The organism is Vibrio fluminensis (assembly GCF_015278125.1).
Lineage (GTDB): Bacteria > Pseudomonadota > Gammaproteobacteria > Enterobacterales > Vibrionaceae > Vibrio > Vibrio fluminensis.
This window is the reverse complement of sequence record NZ_JADILO010000007.1, coordinates 39,729-57,618: the sequence shown is the minus strand read 5'-3', so window position 1 is coordinate 57,618 and position 17,890 is coordinate 39,729. Positions and strand designations below refer to the sequence as shown.

Here is a 17,890-nt window from a genome sequence, read left to right as displayed (position 1 = left end):
GTATGTTTGAAACTGTAATCTTAATGTTGGACGCGACACTGCGCGTTGCAACACCTCTGATCCTTGCTGCCCTTGCTGGTATGTTCTGTGAACGCGCTGGGATTGTTAACATTGCCCTAGAAGGTAAACTTCTTGCTGCCGCCTTTACTGGTGCTGCGGTTGCACACGTGACAGGTTCTGCTTGGTTAGGTCTGTTTGGCGGTATTGGTATTTCAGTACTGCTGTCTCTGCTCCATGGCTTCGCTTCAATCACTCACCGTGGTGACCAAGTCGTTAGTGGTATGGCAATTAACATCCTCGCCGCGGGCTTAACCATCACTCTCGGCCGTCACTGGTTTAACCAAGGTGGTCAAACGCCAGCACTGTCCGGTGATGCGCGTTTTGCACCTATCACGCTACCTGGCGCAGATGCACTTGCCGATGTACCTGTGATTGGCCTGCTTTATTCTGAGCTTATCAGTGGTCACTCGATGCTGGTGTATCTGTTAATCGCAATTGTACCGGCAACTTGGTATTTGATGTTCAAAACCCGTTTCGGTCTGCGTCTTCGCGCAGTCGGTGAGTCACCATCTGCGGTGGATACTGCCGGTATCTCAGTCGCGAAAATGCGTTACTTCGCCGTACTCATCTGCGGTGTGCTAGTGGGGATTGGTGGCGTCTACCTTTCGGTCGCGCAAACGGCTCAGTTCATTCCAAACATGAGTGCTGGTAAAGGCTATATGGCTCTAGCCGCGCTTATCTTCGGTAAATGGCGTCCGTTCACTGCAATGGCTGCATGTTTGCTGTTCGGCTTCCTAGATGCACTTGCGATTCGTATGCAAGGGGTCACCATAGGGGACTTCCCTATCCCAGTGCAAGCCATCGAAGCAATGCCATACGTACTGACCGTATTCCTGTTGGCTGGCTTTATTGGTAAGGCCATCGCACCAAAAGCGATTGGCGTACCGTACAGCAAAGAACGTGAGTAATTCACTCACTAAAGTCAAATAAAAAAGGGAGTGCTAAGCACTCCTTTTTTTTGAACGATTCTATTTAGGCTTAGTCTTACCTGAAGAATCAACTGGCGGATCACTGCGGTATGGCACACAGCTACGCTTGTGTTCAGGGGTTAACCCCATCGACTGGCACCAAGCATCATACTTAGCGACCCAGCGTTTTAACCATTGCCACATAAACCCTCCCGCCAGAATTACCTTACTGTTCTTCGCGTTTAAACACTAGCTCAGTTGGCGTCGACTCTTCTTCAACAAAGTAATAACCCGCCACATCAAATTGGGTTAAGTCCGCCACGCTGCTAATGCGATTTTCAATAATATAACGCGCCATCATGCCACGTGCTTTTTTGGCGTAGAAGCTGATCACTTTGTATTGACCATTTTTGCAATCTTTAAAAATTGGCGTGATTACTTGAGCGTCCAACGCTTTTGGTTTTACCGCTTTAAAGTATTCGTTTGAGGCAAGATTGATCAGCACATTATCACCTTGCTCTGCAATCGCTTGATTGAGTTTATCGGTGATCACATTACCCCAAAACTGATAGAGGTTACTGCCCTTATCGTTGGCAAGCTTAGTGCCCATTTCCAAGCGATAAGGTTGCATCAAATCCAGTGGCTTTAGCAGACCATATAGACCCGAAAGCATACGTAGATGCTGCTGTGCGTAGTCAAAATCGGCTTCAGATAGGGTTTCAGCCTCGAGACCAGTATAGACATCACCTTTGAAGGCTAGAATCGCTTGGCGCGCGTTTTCAGTGGTAAAGGTTTCACTCCACTCTTGGAAACGACCAACGTTAAGGTCGGCAATCTTGTCGCTCACCTTCATTAAGCTTGCCACATCAGCAGGCGTTAGCTGACGACAAACATCAATTAACTGTTTGGAGTATTCCACCAACTCGGGCTGGGTGAATTTTTCAGTGGCAAGAGGCGACTCGTAATCGAGCGTCTTAGCAGGAGAAACAACTATCAGCATGACTTTACTCTATCCTTATTGATTTTCTCTGCTTAGAGTACAAAAAAAGCCATGCATTGTCTGCATGGCTTGATTGATTAGTTTGATAGCTTATAGCTATGACTGAGGCTTTACACCCTTAGTCTTTTTTCGGGTTATCCCAAATACCTTCTTCAAGCTGAGATTTCAGCTCTGGATATTCGTTGGCATCGAATGTTGGCAATTTGCCTTCTTTTAACTGGCGGTTGTAATCTTTCGCTAGCTTAATAACCGTGCCTGATAGCAAGATGATTGCCACTAGGTTGACGATTGCCATCATACCCATAGAAACATCCGCCAATGACCAAACGACTGGTAGAGACGCCAATGCACCAAACATCACCATGCCAAGTACCACGATACGGAAAATACCTAGACCCGCTTTATGGTTGTGCTCTAGGAACAACAAGTTAGTCTCTGCGTATGAGTAGTTAGCAATGATCGATGTGAAGGCAAAGAAGAAAATTGCTACCGCAACGAAAATGCCGCCCCATTCGCCAACTTGTGAGCTTAGTGCCGCTTGAGTCAGTTCGATACCGGTTACTTCACCACCAGGAACGAATTCGCCAGACATCAGGATAATTGCCACTGTTGCAGAACAGATCACGATAGTATCCATAAATACGCCCAGCATTTGCACATAGCCTTGAGATGCAGGGTGTGGTGGATAAGGTGTCGCCGACGCTGCTGCGTTTGGCGCAGAACCCATACCTGCCTCATTTGAGAACAAACCACGCTTGATACCGTTAATCATTGCTTGAGCAATGGCATAACCAACACCACCAGCTGCCGCTTCTTGAAAGCCGAATGCACTCTTAACAATCAAGGTAATGATTGCTGGTAGTTTTTCGATATTAGAGAACATCACAAACATTGCTAGCAGTAGATATGCTAACGCCATAACAGGCACAATCAGTTCTGCTACTCGTGCGATACGCTTGATACCACCGAAAATAATTACCGCAGATAGGACAACGACAGCCATACCCACATACTTATCTTCCCAGCCGAAAGCGGTATGCATAGCATTAGCAATAGAATTAGCTTGTACAGCGTTAAACACTAAACCGAATGCGATGATCAGGAAAATAGAGAACAACACGCCCATCCAGCGCATGCCAAGACCTTTTTCCATGTAGTAAGCAGGGCCACCACGGTAGTTACCGTCATCATCTTTCGTTTTGTAAAGCTGTGCGAGTGTGCTTTCCGCGAATGCAGTCGCCATGCCTAGCATAGCAATCAACCACATCCAGAAAATAGCACCAGGGCCACCTGCAGTCAGTGCTACTGCAACACCCGCCATGTTACCTGTACCCACACGAGCAGCTAGACTAGTACAAAGTGCTTGGAAAGAAGATATACCAGCTGTGTCTGCTTTACGGCTGTTCTTAAGAACAGAGAACATGTGGCCAAAATGGCGGAACTGAATGAAACCAAGGCGGATAGTAAAGTAAACGCCCACACCGACCAAAAGATAAACAAGAATAGACCCCCAGAGCAGGTCATTCATTAAATTGATTAAGTCTGTCATAACATCCTCAAAGTGAGTTTCGTCAATCCCTACATCCCTGCCTTCCATCTAGCTGCGTACTAAGTGTCAAGTTAGTCTTAGTATTTATGATTTATTCTTTTACAGCTGAGATATGTAAAACCCGCTTCATGCTTCCCTTTTACGTATCGACGTATTTTTTGACGGAGCGGATAATGCAGTGAAGCATGGCAAAAATCAATATGCACACGAATGCATTTGGATGTTATTTTTTACTATAAACTCACCATCGATTAACACATCTCAAGACAAAGGAGTAACCAATACCGATCATTTTACTTAACTGTTGGCAACATTGTGATACTCAGCAAACATTGTGCCGCACTTAAGCATCAGTTGAGGACAATCCCTTGTCGAATCTGGTAGTTAGACCAGTCGTACGACTAAATTATATCTATCTGCTGCGTTGTTTGGATAATCTGTCGCGATCAAACCGCTTCGCTCGCAATTGGGCGCAATTTAAAACAGCCAGTTAACATCAAAAATAGCCAAGTTTGATGAAATTGACATGATTAAATGCTTAATTTTTGTTCTTTTGTCATCAGTAAAAAGACGAGTCGAGCACAAAAAATATAAAAAATTCATTGGATCGCAACAAATGAGAAATCAATCATAGATAGGCTTACCCCTCAATGGTATTAATCTCAACATAACAATACAAACAGAGGTGGCAGCATATGGATGGCTTAAACTTTGATGAAATGATGGAGATGGATTTCTCCAAGGGACGCTCAGCAAGAAACAAACCAGTAAAACGTAAATGGCGAGAAATTGAAGCAATTAATGACCGTCGTCGTTTAGAAAAAGAACTGCGAGACATGGATATTGGTCTTGATAACTTTGACGATATAGATTGGTAAAAATAGATTGAAAAAAAGAGGCTTAATGCCTCTTTTTTACTTTTAAGTAATTTCGTTGTCGGTCTCTCGCACCCGCTGAGCAAGTTGTGCGTATTGCTCAGCAATAGTACTACCAAAAACCGGATCTTCATCATCATGGTAAAACTGCTGCTCGACTTCCTGCCAATCTTGCACTGTAAAACGCTCACAGATCATCGGCAAAATTTTGCGTTCCTCAAATTCTAAATGCTCGCGCTGCGCTTTCATAAACTCTTCTAACTGTTCAATAAACACTTGGTGAGGTACCACAGCATCTTGCAGGATCATTTCAACCGTATTTTGAAATGAGCGCGTTTTGCACTCCAATAACTTGTGTTCAAACTCCAAGTTTTCCATCTCATCCTTATCACCATAATGATCGCGGTAATAGTGATAAAGAAGATCTTCTTTTGGGTGATGAGAGTTTTCTGAATGTTCAGATAAGTAATCCACTACTTCTTTTATCAAGCTGTAATTGACCGGTTGCTCTTGTTTCAGGCGTTCGATTTTATCTGCCAGGATCGCCAGAAGGCGAACCATGTAGCCGTGCTCACGTCTGATCTTTTCAATCATCATTGTGCCTCTCCTTAAACACACACTCTTTGTAAGTGTATATAAGATTCAGGCAAAAGGTTTCGAGAGCGCTCAAGAAAACGAACAAATATTGAACGCTCTGTCGTAAATTAAAATCTTGCGCTTATCGATTACTCAGCGATAAGGGGAAGCGTCCAATCTATCGCAGACAACCCTTGCTGCTCGAGCAGTTGATTTGCCTGAGAAAAATGCTTACAGCCCAAAAAACCACGATGAGCCGACAATGGTGAGGGATGCGGTGCCTCCAGCACATGATGTTTATCACGATCGATAAAGCGACCTTTTTTCTGTGCGTGAGCGCCCCATAATAGAAACACAACGCCTGAGTTGTGCTGGTTAATCGCCTCTATGATTCGATCGGTAAAGGTTTCCCAGCCTGTCGTTTTAGCGTGAGAGTGTGCTTTACCTTGCTCTACGGTTAAAACCGTATTGAGCAACAATACCCCCTGCTCAGCCCACTTTTGTAAGTAGCCATGCTGCGGGATCTCAAAGCCTGCTATATCTTGCGCTAACTCTTTATACATATTGACCAGTGAAGGTGGTGTTTTTACCCCAGGCAGAACCGAAAAACACAAACCATGCGCCTGATTTGGACCATGATAAGGGTCCTGGCCAAGGATCACGACTTTCACCTGATCAAATTCGGTAGCGCTAAATGCATTAAACACATCCGCTTCTGGTGGAAAAATGGTCTTGCCACTAGCACGCTCTTGTTCAACATAACTCAGGGTTTGCTGAAAATAGTCTTGCTGCTTTTCGCTACCAATCACGTCATGCCAAGTAAGCATTGAAGTCATGATCTGTTCCTTCTTTAATACTGGAAGATTTCTTGCGCTTTATTGTAAGAAAAACTCGTGAAGGAACAAGCGTTAGGTTATTGGTGTTGATGCTTGATACTTCGCTGAGGGGTTCGATAATGCCCTTGTCCATGAATGTGTCTATTGGGAACAGGCATACGAGCAGGATAAGTGCGAGTAGTTGGCGAGTAGGTATTCATAGCGGCACCCTCTTTATTAGTAAACGCATTGCTAAGTAATGAGCTTATTAATGAAAGATTAGTGCCACTTTTCACCAAATGGCCAGTCGTTCGCCCTATTACACCAAAACTTGTTGATGGTAGGTGCGAAGCTGCTTGATTTCTTGCTGCCAAATGTCAGGTTCGATTGTCTCTAAGATCAACGGGATACCATCAAAGCGTGGATCTTTAGCGATATACTCAAAGCAATCCCAACCAATCTCACCTTTGCCTAACGCATGGTGTCTATCGACCTTGCTTCCTAACCCAGATTTTGAATCATTGATGTGCATTGCACGCAAATAATGCATGCCGACAACACGGTCAAACTCGGCAAATGTCGCCTCACACGCTTCTTTGCTTGAGAGATCATAACCCGCTGCGAAGGTATGACAGGTATCAATACAAACACCAACGCGTGATTTATCTTCTACCTGTTCAATAATCTGCGCTAGATGTTCAAACTTCCAACCTAAGTTAGAGCCCTGCCCCGCGGTATTCTCAATCACAGCAATCACATCTGGCACCGCTTGATGGGCAAGGTTAATCGATTCGGCAATCTTCGCTAGGCACTCCTGTTCAGAGATTTTATTGAGGTGGCTACCCGGATGGAAATTCAACAGAGTTAAACCCAGTTGCTGACAACGCTCCATCTCGTCAATAAAAGCAGCACGAGATTTTTCCAGTTTCTCTTCCTCTGGTGCGCCTAAGTTAATCAAGTAAGAGTCGTGAGGGAGAATTTGCTCTGCAGAAAAGCCCAGCATTTTGCAATTGGCTTTAAATGCACTGATGGTTTTTGCCTCAAGTGGCTTTGCCACCCACTGGCGCTGATTTTTCGTGAACAGTGCAAATGCATTGGCACCGATCTCACGCGCACGCATCGGAGCTTGGTCAACACCACCCGCTGCCGATACATGAGCACCAATATACTTAATTTGTGAGTTTGATCTCATTGTCATTTAACCACTTTACTCTTTCAGTTTGGCTACCTAAATACAGATAGTTAGCGCAATTAATCACCATCAAAAAGCTCATTTTGTAGTAAAATTACAACAAAATGAGCTTTTAACTATTTTTTAAATTATAAAATAAATTGTAATCAGCAGTTTTTAAAGGGTTTATTGATTTAACTCAATAAAATCACCTTCAAAAAAATAAGGTTTTTAGTTGTAATTTGACCTAAATCAATATTAATATAATGGATATTCGCTATATAATACTTAGCTCAACAAATAATTGAAAATTAACACCATTAAAATCCACAACATTGTGGAATAGGAGAGAGTGATGATTCAAGGTATTCAAATTACAAAAGCAGCTAACGACAATCTACTAAACTCTATCTGGCTACTAGATAGCGAAAAGAACGAAGCGCGTTGTGTTGCGGCTGCGGCTGGCTACGAAGCTGACCAAGTTATTGCTATCAATGATCTAGGTGAGTACGAAAGCCGTGAAGTTGCAATCGAAACTGCACCAAAAATTGAAGGTGGTCAGCACCTAAACGTAAACGTACTACGTCGTGAAACTCTAGAAGACGCAGTTGCTCACCCTGAGAACTACCCGCAGCTAACTATCCGTGTATCTGGCTACGCTGTGCGTTTCAACTCTCTAACTGCAGAGCAACAACGCGACGTTATCGCTCGTACTTTTACTGAGTCTCTATAATTTATTGCCACTCGGCACTAAAAAATTAGACACTAAATTCGAAAAGCAGGCGCCAGCCTGCTTTTCTTCTTTTCATCGGTGTAACACTGATGAGAAAACGCTCAGGTCGGCGATAAAAAAAACAAAACCACCTGAATAACATGTAGTTACACATCTATCAGTTAACTTTTGTCGAGTTGGGATTTTTGTTCCACAAACCACTCAAACTCATAGTTGCGCCTGATAAATTTAAGCTACATTCCTTTGCTCAACTTTCGGCAAACCATTTGAAAAAATGGGACGCAAAGCTTCCGGTCTAAAGATGCTGGTCATCAATGATAGCGGGGCCGCCACTTGTTCAACCCAGTTCAAGTGTTGTGGATGTTTATCAAACCTCTTGATAAACAGGCTTTCGCATGCGACGAGGTGAAGCTTTTAGTCAACCTTATAAAGGAGCATGTGATGAAATCACTGCCAAATAAAACTCTACTAGCGCTTGCTCTAACTGCGTTAAGTGGTCAAGTAGCAGCTCACGGCTACGTTTCTGAATTCGACGGTGGTATCGCTGGCAGCCGCGCAGCACTGTGTAAATACCCAACCGCTGACACCAATGAAAAAAACACCAACTGTGGTGCGATTCAATACGAACCACAAAGTGTTGAAGGCCCTGAAGGTTTCCCTGAAGCAGGTCCAGCAGATGGCAAAATTGCTAGCGCACAATCTGCACTGGCAACGGCGCTTGATGAACAGACAGCCGATCGCTGGGTAAAACGCCCAATTACTGCAGGTATGCAAAGCTTTGAGTGGACGTTTACTGCGAACCACGTCACTCGCGATTGGAAATACTACATCACTAAAACGGACTGGAACTCAAACCAAGTTCTGTCACGCGACTCTTTTGATCTCAATCCATTCTGTGTGATTGAAGGCAACATGGTGCAGCCACCAAAACAAGTAAGCCACGAATGTAATGTCCCTGAGCGCGAAGGTTACCATGTGATCTTAGCCGTTTGGGATGTAGGCGACACAGCGGCGGCTTTTTACAACGTGATTGACGTTAAATTTGATGGTCAAGGTCCAGTTGTGCCTGAGTGGAATCAAGCAGGTCAAATCAATCCAACCATGGATCTTAACCTCGGTGATAAAGTATTTACGCGCGTATTCGATAAAAGCGGTGAAAATGTCGCTTATCGCACTGAGCTCACCATCAGCGAGCAAAGCCTGACTCAAGCGAAAAACTGGTCACATGCCCTAGCGACCAAGATCAACCAAGAGCAAACGGCAATCAAAGCTGGTCAATACCGCGAAGACAAATTTACCCCTGCATACGGTAGCAACCCAGTTTACCTGCAAGCGGGTAGCGGTTTAGAGCGTGTTGAAATTGGCTATCAGATTGAAACGCCAGAACCAGAGTACGCTTTGACCATTGAAGGTCTTGAGTCTGAGTACACCATTACCGAACAAGCAACAGAGCTTGATCTCACTCTAGCCGCTGAAGGCGACATTGACGTAGAACTTACCGTTTACAACCATGGTCGTGCTGCACTAGCAAGCTGGACCGGTCAACTAAGTGATGGTCAATATCTGCCAGTTTCACTGACATTATCGAAAGCAGAGCCAGGTCATCACATTTTAGTCAGCCGTATTAAAGATCAGGCAGGTAACCTTGTGGATCAAGTAAACTACGATTTCCACTTGGTTAACGCGCCAACACCTCCACCAGCTGGCGACTACGATTTTATCTTCCCTGAGAATGTGAAGAGCTACACCGCAGGTACAAAAGTATTGGCAAGCGATGGTCAGATCTACCAATGTAAGCCATTCCCATACTCGGGTTACTGCTCACAATGGACAGAAAACGCCACTCACTACACACCAGCGACCGGTTCTCACTGGACAATGGCTTGGGACAAAGTGAACTAATGCTAAGCAGCATTTGTTATCGTTCAGCTTTCATCGCAGATTGATAAATCACACGATTACGGCACTCATCTAGAGTGCCGTTTTTCTATGCAAGTGATGACTAAATGCGGTAGATTGAAACACTCATTCCACTTGGTCATTAATGGATATGTTGCTAGAAGGTATTGAAACGCTGATAACGTTGAGCAAAGCGAAAACCATGAGTCGCACTGGTAGCCTGCTCTATATTAGTCAATCGGCAGTGAGTAAACGCATTTCCAATTTAGAGAAAAAACTGGGTAAAAAGCTGATTGTACCGGATGGTAGGAATGTCCAACTCACCAGCGAAGCGTTAACGCTAATCGACAACATCGGTCCGACCTTCAATGAGTTAAGAGGGCTGATCTACGAACAGCAAAACATGGTGGAACATAGCCAAATTCGGCTTGATTGCTCGGAAACGTTAGTGGCGGGCTTTCTTTCGCCAATTCTCGGTGGCTACTTTGCACAAGATCCCTATTTGACCCTGACGACCAACCATACTCCGCGCATTATCGAACATGTCCAATCCGGCAAAGCCCATCTTGGCATCTGTGCTGGCTACCTGCCCTCTCAACACCAGTTGATGACCTTTGCTCTCTTTGATGAACCGTTTTATATCGTCTCCAAACAACCGTTGGCTGAATTACCACAAACCATCATCACCAACGATTTGAGTAACCCTGCCAATACTTACCAATACGGCATCTTAACTCAGCTTAACATTAAGCCTATCATGCAGATGGACTCTTACGCTGCAGCAGCTCAACTGGCACTCTCCGGTATCGCGCCAGCATTGGTACCACTCTCGGTGATCAATACCTTGCAGATTCACGCGCAGCACTGCCATCACTTTAACCAACTGCAGTCACTGTCTCGACCAATCAATATCTGCCTGCGCCCTGCCACCTATCGCAATCAACGTATCAGAAAATTGATAGCAACCATTGTTGATGCTGTTCCCAAAGTAATTTCGTTGCCATTAGCATCGACATCGTGATCACCAGCGGTCTTATCCAGCGCTGACCTTTGGTCACCACAACGCGCGCACCAAGTTGCGCGCCAATAAAGCCACCGACCGCCATCACTAAACCCAACTCCCAAATTGGCAAGCCCGCTAAAATAAAGAACAGCAGCGCGGCAATATTAGAGGTGAAGTTCAAGACTTTAGTGCGCGCGGTTGCCTCCACCAACGAAAACTGCGCAATCGCGACAAAACAGACGGTAAAGATAGACCCAGTACCTGGGCCAAAAAAGCCGTCATAAAAACCCACACCACCACCGATACAGAGTGCAAATGCGGCTTCTGGTAACTTACTTTGTCCCTGTTCAGGCTTAGTGGTTGGGGCGAGTAAAAAGTAGAGAGAAATCGCAATCAGCAGCAAAGGAATAAGGCTAGTAAGCACACCTGCATCTATATGCTGCACCGCTTCCGCGCCAATCGCTGAACCAATAAAGGTGCAAGCAATTGCTAAGCGCATCTCTTTTAGATTAACAATGCCATTACGCACAAAGTACCAACTGGCAGAAAAGCTGCCAAATGAGCTTTGCAGTTTATTGGTGGCAAGCGCTTGAGTCGGAGGCACGCCTGCCGCCAGTAACGCGGGTAACGTTAATAAGCCGCCGCCACCAGCCATGGCATCAATAAACCCTGCGGCAGTGGCAACGAGCGCAAGCAGCGCAAGAATCTCGAATGTAATTTCCATCAATTATTCAGTAACTAAGTAGGTATAACGCTAACGTTACCACCTCTTGCTCTATTGAGTTAGCGAAAGATCCGATTACGACCTATTCCTAATTTTCAACAATTGAAAAGCACTAATATTAAGACAAAAAAGCCCACTCAATTGAGTGGGCTGTTGATTATCTTTTTTACTCGTTAAGCTAGGCTAGCTTTCACTTTGGCGTGTAGCTCTTGTACTGATGTTACTGAGCTCTTCGCATCCGCAGTGTGTGCCATACAAGTTGCAAACGCTGCGTTTAGCGTCGTGGTGTAGTTCACCTTCTCTGCTAGTGCACCGCGACGTAGTACTTTAGAGTCTTCAATCGCTTGGCGACCTGCTGCTGTGTTAACAATGTAGGTGTACTCATTGTTCTTGATGCGGTCAAGAATGTGAGGACGACCTTCATGTACCTTATTCACTAGGCGAGGGTTAATGCCCGCTTCGCCAAGAATAACCGCTGTACCGTGAGTCGCATCAAGTTGGTAGCCCAATTTGACTAGCTTAGATGCTAGGTCAACGACGCGTTGCTTGTCTTCTTCACGAACTGACAGCAGTGCACGACCACCTTCAGGGTAAACGCTGCCACAACCTAGTTCTGCTTTCGCGTAAGCTTCAGCAAACGTTGCACCAACACCCATGACTTCACCTGTAGAGCGCATTTCAGGACCCAATAGTGGGTCAACGCCAGGGAACTTGTTGAACGGCAGTACCACTTCTTTCACTGAGTAGTAAGGTGGAATAATCTCTTTAGTAAAGCCTTGAGACTCTAAAGACTGACCCGCCATAACACGTGCAGCGATTTTCGCAAGTGGTGCGCCAGTTGCTTTTGATACGAATGGAACCGTACGTGCAGCGCGAGGGTTAACTTCGATTAGGTAAACTTCGTTGTCTTTCACTGCAAACTGAGTGTTCATTAGACCACGTACACCCAATTCAAATGCTAGCTTCTCAACTTGCTCACGCATCTTGTCTTGGATTTCTTGGCTTAGCGTGTAGGCTGGTAGCGAACATGCTGAGTCACCTGAGTGAACACCTGCCTGCTCAATGTGCTCCATGATACCGCCAATCACAACACGCTCGCCGTCACAGATAGCGTCGATATCCACTTCTGTTGCGTCATCTAGGAAACGGTCAAGTAGAACTGGCGATTCGTTCGATACGCTTACCGCTTCGTTGAAGTAGCGACGTAGGTCCGCTTCGTCATAGACGATTTCCATCGCACGACCACCCAGTACGTATGAAGGACGTACTACCAGTGGGAAACCAATTTCTTTTGATTTCTCAACGGCTTGTTCCATCGTCGTTACTGTTGCGTTTTCTGGTTGTAGTAGACCTAGACGCTCGACTGCTGCTTGGAAACGCTCACGGTCTTCTGCACGGTCAATTGCATCAGGGCTGGTACCGATAATTGGCACACCAGCTGCTTCTAGTGCACGAGCCAGTTTCAGTGGTGTTTGACCACCGTACTGAACGATCACGCCTTTTGGCTTCTCAACACGTACGATTGAAAGTACATCTTCTAGCGTTACTGGCTCGAAGTATAGACGGTCTGACGTGTCGTAGTCGGTTGATACTGTTTCTGGGTTACAGTTAACCATAATGGTTTCGTAACCGTCTTCACGCAGTGCTAGTGACGCGTGTACACAGCAGTAGTCAAACTCGATACCTTGACCGATACGGTTTGGACCACCGCCCAATACCATGATCTTGTCTTTGTCTGTTGGGTTGGCTTCACACTCTTCATCGTAAGATGAGTACATGTAAGCCGTATCCGATGAGAACTCAGCCGCACAAGTATCCACGCGCTTGTACACTGGGTGGATATTGAATTGGTCACGCAAGCGACGAATTTCGCTTTCAGACACACCAAGCAGTTTCGATAGACGTGCATCAGCAAAGCCTTTACGTTTCATCTGACGTAGAACCGCTTCCGTTAGACCAGCAAAACCGCCCGCTTTCACTTGCTCTTCCAGTTTCACTAGCTCTTCAATCTGCACTAGGAACCAGCGATCAATGTTAGTCAGGTTAAATACGCCGTCCACTGACATGCCAGCACGGAATGCATCGGCGATGTACCAAATACGCTCTGCGCCTGCTTCTTTCAACTCATGACGGATTTTGGTTAGTGCATCTGGAGAATCTAGGTCAACCATTTCGTCGAAACCATTAGCCCCTACTTCCAAACCACGCAGTGCTTTTTGTAGTGACTCTTGTTGGTTACGACCAATCGCCATGACCTCACCAACCGACTTCATCTGTGTTGTTAGACGGTCGTTTGCGCCCGCAAATTTCTCGAAGTTAAAGCGAGGGATCTTAGTCACAACGTAGTCGATAGTTGGTTCGAATGACGCTGGCGTCGCCCCACCAGTGATATCGTTTTGTAGCTCATCTAGCGTGAAGCCCACTGCCAATTTCGCCGCGATCTTCGCGATTGGGAAACCTGTTGCTTTTGATGCCAATGCAGATGAACGAGATACACGAGGGTTCATCTCGATGATCACCATACGACCATCTTTCGGGTTAATACCAAACTGTACGTTTGAACCACCCGTTTCTACACCGATTTCACGTAGTACCGCTAGCGATGCGTTACGCATTAGCTGGTACTCTTTATCAGTTAGAGTCTGCGCTGGTGCCACGGTGATTGAGTCACCTGTGTGGATACCCATTGGGTCGAAGTTCTCAATTGAACATACGATGATACAGTTGTCCGCTTTGTCGCGAACCACTTCCATCTCGTACTCTTTCCAACCAATCAAAGATTCATCAATCAGCAGCTCATTGGTTGGTGACAAGTCCAAACCACGGCGACAGATTTCTTCAAATTCTTCTTTGTTGTAAGCGATACCGCCACCCGTACCACCCATAGTAAATGAAGGACGGATAATACATGGGAAGCCAACCATATCGAGCACTTTGTATGCTTCTTCCATGGTTTTCGCTGTATCAGCACGCGGACACTCAAGACCAATCGACTTCATCGCTTTATCAAAGCGAGAACGGTCTTCTGCTTTATCGATAGCATCTGCAGTTGCACCGATCATCTCTACGCCGAACTCTGCAAGTACGCCTTGACGCTCAAGTTCAAGTGCACAGTTTAGAGCCGTTTGACCACCCATGGTTGGTAGTACTGCATCTGGACGCTCTTTCTCGATGATCTTACGTACCACTTCCCATTGAATAGGCTCGATGTAAGTTGCATCGGCCATATCAGGGTCAGTCATGATAGTTGCTGGGTTCGAGTTCACTAGGATTACTCGGTAACCTTCTTCACGCAGTGCTTTACATGCTTGTGCGCCAGAGTAGTCAAACTCACATGCCTGACCGATAACAATCGGACCAGCACCAAGAATAAGAATACTTTGAATGTCAGTACGTTTTGGCATTATCTACTACTCCGAATTAAGCGCTGTGTTTTTTAATTAGTTCGATAAAGTGGTCGAATAGCGGTGCTGCGTCATGTGGACCAGGGCTCGCTTCTGGGTGACCTTGGAAGCTAAATGCTGGCTTGTCTGTACGGTGGATACCTTGTAGCGAGCCATCAAATAGTGATACGTGAGTAGCACGTAGATTTTCTGGTAGTGTTGCTTCGTCAGCGGCAAAACCGTGGTTTTGCGAAGTAATCATCACTACGTTGCGGTCTAGGTCTTTTACTGGGTGGTTGGCACCGTGGTGACCAAACTTCATTTTCACCGTTTGTGCACCTGACGCTAGCGCCAGAATTTGGTGACCAAGACAGATACCAAAAATTGGTAGGTCTTTCTCTAGGAATACTTTGGTTGCTTCAATCGCGTAGGTACATGGTGCTGGGTCACCAGGACCATTTGATAAGAATACGCCATCTGGATTCAGCGCTAACACTTCCTCTGCTGATGTTTCAGCTGGAACCACTGTTAGGCGGCAACCGCGGTCAACCAACATTCGCAGGATATTTCGCTTGGCACCGAAGTCGTAAGCAACAACGTGGTATGGCAGTTCGCTGTCATCTTGCGCTTCTGGAAGACCACCCTCGAGCGTCCACGAACCTTGTTTCCATTGATACGCTTCTTTTGTTGTAACTTCTTTCGCAAGGTCCATACCTTTTAAGCCAGGGAATTCTTTCGCTTTTGCTAGCGCCAATGCTTCGTCTAGGTTGTTACCTGCGACGATACAGCCATTTTGGGCGCCTTTTTCACGAAGAATACGAGTGAGCTTACGAGTATCAATGTCTGCGATGCCGACAATGTTTTGCGATTTGAGGTAATCAGAAAGAGATTGTTCGTTACGGAAATTAGAAGCGATAAGAGGGAGATCGCGAATCACAAGGCCTTGAGCGTGAATTGAAGAGGATTCTTCGTCTTCGGAAGTGGTTCCGGTATTGCCAATGTGAGGATAAGTAAGTGTAACAATTTGCTGGGAATAGGAAGGATCAGTGAGGATTTCTTGGTACCCCGTCATCGAGGTATTAAAAACGACTTCACCAACGGAAATACCATCCGAACCAATGGACACTCCGCGGAACACTGTCCCATCTTCCAGGACTAACAGTGCTAATTTACTCAAGACAACCTCCAGAATAAAAATGCATAAAAAATAAATTAATTTGCAACTTTGCCTTCCATTTCGCAATAAAAACGCGTTTTTTGGTGTTACAGACAAATTGGCGTAATTCTAAAGATGCTGGAGAGTAGTGTCAACATTCATAATAAAATAAAATGCATTTTTTGAAAGATTCATAAGAAAAAAAGCCAAACTGGCTAAAATAGTAACTTTAATTGCTTTTAAAGGTGTTAATGAGGCTACATTTTTCAAAAGCATGAAAAAACATCAACGAAAAATGACTAAGAAATTAATTGGAGTTTAGCAAACGTTAAGCAAGCAAGATAAGTGCGAATTAATGACACTTCATGAAACAAACCACGCTAACAGCAAGTAATAACACGTTATCTCGCGGTTTTTCTGGCGTTTATGGCCGTTATTTAAATCAGGGTTTATATAGCGGATAAAGAAAGCGCCAGCCTTAGCTGACGCATAATTATCTAAAATTGCTTATTGAGTTAACTCAATCATTCAATGTGCACTTAGATGACTAAAGTTCGTTTAAACCTAGCACATCAGTCATGGTATAAAATCCAGCTTGTCTGTTATTTAACCAAACAGCAGCTTTAACCGCACCATTGGCAAATGTCATACGATCGGTCGCTTTGTGGGTAATTTCCACACGTTCACCTATATCAGCAAACATTGCGGTGTGCTCACCAACAATGTCGCCGGCGCGAATCGTGGCAAAACCAATCTCGTCTTTGGTGCGCTCACCGGTAATACCTTCACGCGCATAAACGGCAACATCGCTTAATTTGTTGCCCATAGCTCCGGCAATGGCCTCACCCATACCAATAGCGGTACCTGATGGCGCATCAACTTTATGACGGTGGTGTGCTTCGACAATTTCAACATCACAGTAGTCACCCATGACTTTGGCGGCCTTTTCCAATAACTTAAACACTAGGTTTACACCCACTGAATAGTTTGGTGCCATCACGACAGGGACTTCTTTAGCGATATCGTCAATCAATGCACGCTCTTGCTCTGTAAAACCGGTGGTTCCGATAACAATACTCTTGCCGTGCGCTTTACACAGTTCAAGGTTAGCAAGCGTGCTAGTTGGAGCGGTAAAATCAATAATGACATCGAAGTTATCAACTGCTTTCGCGAGGTTATCAGTTAAAACAATCTCCAGCTTGCCTTCACCACATAATTCACCAATATCGACACCGACAAGTGATGACTCAGGGCGTTCAGAACCTGCGCCTAACTGAGACTCAGGGTTTAGCTGGGTTGCCTTAACCAAATTACGGCCCATACGACCGGCTGCTCCTGCAACTGCAATTCTAACCATTGCGAGATTTCTCCATGCTTAAGTGCCAAGATGAGATGATCCTCACCCCGTATAAAAGATCTTCGTATCTAAACTACCAATAAACGATTGTGCTGGCTAGTGTTTTGCGACATTGATCATGAAAACTCTCTGATCACTCGCTGTAAAATAGGCACATTTGCTTCGGGAAAAGCGTAATTTTCTAACTGGTTAATCGTCACCCATTCGCCCTGCTGCCCCTCACGACCGAAGGGTTTCCCGGTAAAATCCGTCACTAGGATAAAATCAAACTTAAGCGACTTATCAGGGTAATCATATTCAAGATGCTCGAACAAAGATTGCTCGGTCACTTGAATGCCAATTTCTTCATCAAGCTCACGCACCATCGCTTGCTCGATCGTTTCGTTTTGCTCAACTTTACCACCCGGAAACTCCCAAAAGCCTCCTTTGTGCTTATCATCAGGACGCTTAGTAATAAAAATCTGCGACTTATCCTGATTAAATATCACTGCCGCCACGATGTGAATACGCTTCATACTTTCCTTTCCCTCAAGTGGTTTGCTCCCTATCCCGCGTACTACTCACTTATCCACGAGAAAGACCAAACCCAAATTTTACTTAAAAAAAGAGCCGCCTAAGCGACTCTCTATACAACATATGAGTTTGTTGAAGCTAACCAAATACTAAGATTGTTTAAGGTTA

General features: G+C 45.2%; 16 protein-coding genes and 1 riboswitch. Of the genes, 5 read left to right on the top strand and 11 right to left on the bottom strand.

Annotated elements, in window-relative coordinates; all coding sequences use genetic code 11:
• The first annotated feature begins 2 nt into the window (after positions 1-2).
• Positions 3-968 carry an ABC transporter permease gene (locus tag IRQ95_RS07265; RefSeq protein ID WP_194436316.1) on the top strand — a complete coding sequence of 322 codons (966 nt, stop codon included), beginning with the start codon at positions 3-5 and terminating at the stop codon, positions 966-968.
• A gap of 60 nt (positions 969-1,028) precedes the next feature.
• On the opposite strand, the gene IRQ95_RS07260 is transcribed toward IRQ95_RS07265, so the two are convergent.
• The 3 genes from IRQ95_RS07260 to IRQ95_RS07250 form a co-directional block, all read right to left on the bottom strand.
• Entirely contained in the window at positions 1,029-1,172 is a 144-nt protein-coding gene (locus IRQ95_RS07260) for a DUF5363 family protein (RefSeq protein WP_194436315.1), read from the bottom strand.
• Positions 1,173-1,194: 22 nt separating this feature from the next.
• Entirely contained in the window at positions 1,195-1,968 is a 774-nt protein-coding gene (gene yaaA, locus IRQ95_RS07255) for a peroxide stress protein YaaA (RefSeq protein WP_075651264.1), read from the bottom strand.
• Between the two features lie 118 nt (positions 1,969-2,086).
• Positions 2,087-3,517 (bottom strand): alanine/glycine:cation symporter family protein, encoded by a 1,431-nt coding sequence (locus IRQ95_RS07250; RefSeq protein ID WP_194436314.1) that lies wholly within the window; start codon positions 3,515-3,517, stop codon positions 2,087-2,089.
• A 695-nt stretch (positions 3,518-4,212) separates the two neighbouring features.
• Here IRQ95_RS07250 and IRQ95_RS07245 point away from each other — a divergent pair.
• On the top strand, positions 4,213-4,395 hold the full coding sequence (locus IRQ95_RS07245) for a DUF3545 family protein (protein WP_194436313.1): 183 nt from the start codon (positions 4,213-4,215) through the stop codon (positions 4,393-4,395).
• 42 nt (positions 4,396-4,437) lie between these two features.
• On the opposite strand, the gene IRQ95_RS07240 is transcribed toward IRQ95_RS07245, so the two are convergent.
• The 3 genes from IRQ95_RS07240 to nfo form a co-directional block, all read right to left on the bottom strand.
• Positions 4,438-4,989, bottom strand: coding sequence for a hemerythrin domain-containing protein (locus IRQ95_RS07240; protein WP_194436312.1), 552 nt, complete (start codon positions 4,987-4,989; stop codon positions 4,438-4,440).
• Positions 4,990-5,117: 128 nt separating this feature from the next.
• Positions 5,118-5,804: a uracil-DNA glycosylase gene (gene ung, locus IRQ95_RS07235; protein ID WP_194436311.1), complete on the bottom strand. Its 687-nt coding sequence runs from the start codon at positions 5,802-5,804 to the stop codon at positions 5,118-5,120.
• Between the two features lie 298 nt (positions 5,805-6,102).
• A complete protein-coding gene (gene nfo / locus IRQ95_RS07230) occupies positions 6,103-6,981 on the bottom strand; it encodes a deoxyribonuclease IV (protein ID WP_194436310.1) in 879 nt (292 codons plus the stop codon).
• A 328-nt stretch (positions 6,982-7,309) separates the two neighbouring features.
• Here nfo and grcA point away from each other — a divergent pair, with 328 nt between their 5' ends.
• The 3 genes from grcA to IRQ95_RS07215 all read left to right on the top strand — a co-directional run bounded on the left by grcA (position 7,310) and on the right by IRQ95_RS07215 (position 10,607).
• Positions 7,310-7,687: an autonomous glycyl radical cofactor GrcA gene (grcA, locus tag IRQ95_RS07225; RefSeq protein ID WP_194436309.1), complete on the top strand. Its 378-nt coding sequence runs from the start codon at positions 7,310-7,312 to the stop codon at positions 7,685-7,687.
• A gap of 246 nt (positions 7,688-7,933) precedes the next feature.
• Positions 7,934-8,021, top strand: a riboswitch (cyclic di-GMP riboswitch).
• Positions 8,022-8,128: 107 nt separating this feature from the next.
• The gene (gene gbpA / locus IRQ95_RS07220) at positions 8,129-9,589 is read left to right on the top strand and encodes an N-acetylglucosamine-binding protein GbpA (protein WP_194436308.1); all 1,461 of its coding nucleotides are present in this window, start codon (positions 8,129-8,131) and stop codon (positions 9,587-9,589) included.
• 148 nt (positions 9,590-9,737) lie between these two features.
• The gene (locus IRQ95_RS07215) at positions 9,738-10,607 is read left to right on the top strand and encodes a LysR family transcriptional regulator (RefSeq protein WP_194436365.1); all 870 of its coding nucleotides are present in this window, start codon (positions 9,738-9,740) and stop codon (positions 10,605-10,607) included.
• Here IRQ95_RS07215 and IRQ95_RS07210 read toward each other — a convergent pair.
• The 5 genes from IRQ95_RS07210 to mutT form a co-directional block, all read right to left on the bottom strand.
• Positions 10,534-11,313 (bottom strand): TSUP family transporter, encoded by a 780-nt coding sequence (locus IRQ95_RS07210; protein ID WP_194436307.1) that lies wholly within the window; start codon positions 11,311-11,313, stop codon positions 10,534-10,536. The two genes, IRQ95_RS07215 and IRQ95_RS07210, sit on opposite strands and share 74 nt — an antisense overlap.
• Positions 11,314-11,486: 173 nt before the next feature.
• Positions 11,487-14,717: a carbamoyl-phosphate synthase large subunit gene (gene carB, locus IRQ95_RS07205; protein ID WP_194436306.1), complete on the bottom strand. Its 3,231-nt coding sequence runs from the start codon at positions 14,715-14,717 to the stop codon at positions 11,487-11,489.
• A 16-nt stretch (positions 14,718-14,733) separates the two neighbouring features.
• Positions 14,734-15,873: a glutamine-hydrolyzing carbamoyl-phosphate synthase small subunit gene (carA, locus tag IRQ95_RS07200; RefSeq protein ID WP_194436305.1), complete on the bottom strand. Its 1,140-nt coding sequence runs from the start codon at positions 15,871-15,873 to the stop codon at positions 14,734-14,736.
• Between the two features lie 526 nt (positions 15,874-16,399).
• Positions 16,400-17,209 (bottom strand): 4-hydroxy-tetrahydrodipicolinate reductase, encoded by an 810-nt coding sequence (dapB, locus tag IRQ95_RS07195; RefSeq protein WP_194436304.1) that lies wholly within the window; start codon positions 17,207-17,209, stop codon positions 16,400-16,402.
• A 116-nt stretch (positions 17,210-17,325) separates the two neighbouring features.
• Positions 17,326-17,724: an 8-oxo-dGTP diphosphatase MutT gene (mutT, locus tag IRQ95_RS07190; protein WP_194436303.1), complete on the bottom strand. Its 399-nt coding sequence runs from the start codon at positions 17,722-17,724 to the stop codon at positions 17,326-17,328.
• Between the last annotated feature and the right edge of the window lie 166 nt (positions 17,725-17,890).